This is a genomic window from Bradyrhizobium sp. JYMT SZCCT0428 (assembly GCF_018131075.1).
In the GTDB taxonomy this organism is placed as follows: Bacteria; Pseudomonadota; Alphaproteobacteria; order Rhizobiales; family Xanthobacteraceae; genus Bradyrhizobium.
The window spans coordinates 1-2217 of record NZ_JAFCLS010000152.1; the positions used below are offsets into that span (position 1 = coordinate 1).

At 57.2% G+C, this 2217-nt stretch carries 4 protein-coding genes; 1 reads left to right on the forward strand and 3 read right to left on the reverse strand.

Going from position 1 to position 2217, the window contains the following annotated elements; all coding sequences use genetic code 11:
* Window positions 1-105: 105 nt before the first annotated feature.
* On the reverse strand, window positions 106-315 hold the full coding sequence (locus JQ575_RS44080) for a hypothetical protein (protein ID WP_212039392.1): 210 nt from the start codon (window positions 313-315) through the stop codon (window positions 106-108).
* Between the two features lie 266 nt (window positions 316-581).
* Here JQ575_RS44080 and JQ575_RS44085 point away from each other — a divergent pair, with 266 nt between their 5' ends.
* Window positions 582-788: a hypothetical protein gene (locus tag JQ575_RS44085; RefSeq protein ID WP_212039393.1), complete on the forward strand. Its 207-nt coding sequence runs from the start codon at window positions 582-584 to the stop codon at window positions 786-788.
* Window positions 789-1218: 430 nt separating this feature from the next.
* Here the strand turns inward: JQ575_RS44085 and JQ575_RS44090 are convergent, their stop codons facing one another.
* The gene (locus JQ575_RS44090) at window positions 1219-1587 is read right to left on the reverse strand and encodes a hypothetical protein (RefSeq protein WP_249167330.1); all 369 of its coding nucleotides are present in this window, start codon (window positions 1585-1587) and stop codon (window positions 1219-1221) included.
* 353 nt (window positions 1588-1940) lie between these two features.
* Window positions 1941-2217 (reverse strand): DUF1330 domain-containing protein (locus JQ575_RS44095; protein WP_212039395.1); only part of this gene is annotated, 277 nt, incomplete at its 5' end.

Genomic DNA, 2217 nt, shown 5'->3' on the forward strand with positions numbered 1-2217 from the left:
GTCTTTCCTGCGAGGACAATAATCATCAAATTTTAAGGGACCGAACTCACTTCCCTGGGCATTTGAATAGAAAGCGTCACGGGGAATTAACTCTGACGCCCCGCGCTAACTGCTCAAGTCTGGCCAACCTGGAATCCATTCTCCCCAAGACACGTTGTTATCGAAGTAGGCCTTCTTTGCGCTTGCCACATCGGCAAATGTCGAGCCGCTACTGCGATGCTGTTTCCTTATCATTTCATCAAAAGTCACCAGTCGTCCGCTTTCGGCGTCATAGACGGTTCGCAGGCCAGAAAAATCGTTGATCAGAGTACCCATTTCAGCCCCGTGGGCCACAGCGGTTGAAAATTCACCTCAGGGCGATTCCCCACCGTGATGCATTCGACTCAAATCAATCCGCTTCAACTGTGGAAATGCCATGGCAGACGGTGCCACCGGTCCGCCGCCTTGTGGCGCGCGAAAGCCCGCCCCGAGGGGGCTTGGCAAATCGCTGGATCAGGGTTGGGGCGACTTTCCTCAACGAAAGGCCTTGCTGCCCAGCATAATTCCGATCACATTCAAGGCGGCCACAATGGAGTCCGAGCATGACCAAAAAAGTAAATCCGGAAATGAGCCTCGGCGATCTTGATCAGGTGAACGGAGGGGTCAGTATTAGTGATCTGAAGGCTGAAGCAGCCGCTAAATTTGATAGCGCCACATCTGCCGCCACCACCCAACTAGTTACAGGGATTGCAGCGGGCACCTTGACGAGCGCGGGGAGTGCCTTCACGTCCTCCGGTAAGCGCCGCTAGAGACCGCTAACTGGGCGGCCTGAAGGCTGGTGACACGCCAGCGGCGGCCTTATTGCCGGCGAGCGTCGATCCGGTCGGCGAGCATCAAGCCAATCATTGCGGCCAAGGTCGCTATGCCAATAAGTGTTGCGAAAAGCGTGAGCATTGGTACATGGCTCCCGTATTTAGAAACGGCCCCAACCGGGGGCCGCCAACCCGAAGGGTCCGGGTTTTCCTCCAGCAGTCGGGGGGCTGCCTTTCTGGCTGGAAGCTTCAAAAATGACGTTCCGACACGCCTGTTCAACGCTTAGTAACGGTCGCTCGGATTACCCCTTTCGGCGTATGAACGGAGCCCGGCAAGATCGCGGTACTGATGAGGGCCAGCGCCGCTGCTGCGGCCGCTCTTTGCGATGATCCATGGGACGCTTTGCGCGGCTCCTTAGGAACGTGGTTAGACCAGTTGCAACGTCAACTGCCGCCGATCCGATCCCTCGTAACGTTCGACAAAATCAGAGAGCGCAGAGGGGAGATCGCGCATCTGCAAGTCGCAGCGCCGGCGCAGCTCGTGAGCCACATCTTCTGAGGCATCCTCCGACCAGCGTTCGGCCGTATTGAAAGCTACGACACGGATGGGATTGCGGTACTGGCCTGTGAGCAGGTCCTGAATGACCGTTTCAAGATCGGTTGTCTCATAGTCGGCTTCGCGCCAGGCGCGGCCGAGTTTGCCGAAATCGTCGGGGACCAGATATGGTTTGATCCTGATCGTCGGGAACGATCGACGGCGTCCAATTGGACGTACGCATAAAGCGACTCCACGCAACTACATACGGCTGATTCAATTTAATTGGTTGTGATTCGTTCCTAGACGGAACCGGCCCGGTGTCCGCGAAGTTGGTGGACATGGCGATAAGCAGGAATACAACGCGCCCGACCACTCTGCAGCAACGACTGCTTGAAACTGCCAGACAGGCCTTCCAGGAGGCGCAGCGAATTGCACCGGGTCGCACACGAGACAAGCTTATCAAGCAGGCGAACAAGGCAAAGACACTAGCAAAAGCGGCGGCACGTCTAAAAGAGTAAGTAATTGCCGGCGGTTCACGAGGTTGCAGCTCCGCCATATGGATTTCCTGAATGTGCCGGTGGACATCAGCGGCAGGCGCTGGCGGGTACGGCCTAACCCCCACCGAGGTCGCCGTGGTGCGGCTGAGGCCCTTCGTACCCCTCCGTGATCGCCATATCCCAGATAGAGCGTCCCTGGCGCAGCTTCATTGCAGCGGAATACTCGGGTGAGTGATAGCAATCGAGCGCAGTGCGATAGCTGGGAAATTCAACAACGACCACGCGCGATTTTGGTTGTCCCTCTTTCGGCTCGCCCTGGCCACCACGCGCTAGAAAGCGCGCCCCGTATTTGGCGAGTGCCGGACCGTTGGCTGCGACATATTCCTTGTAG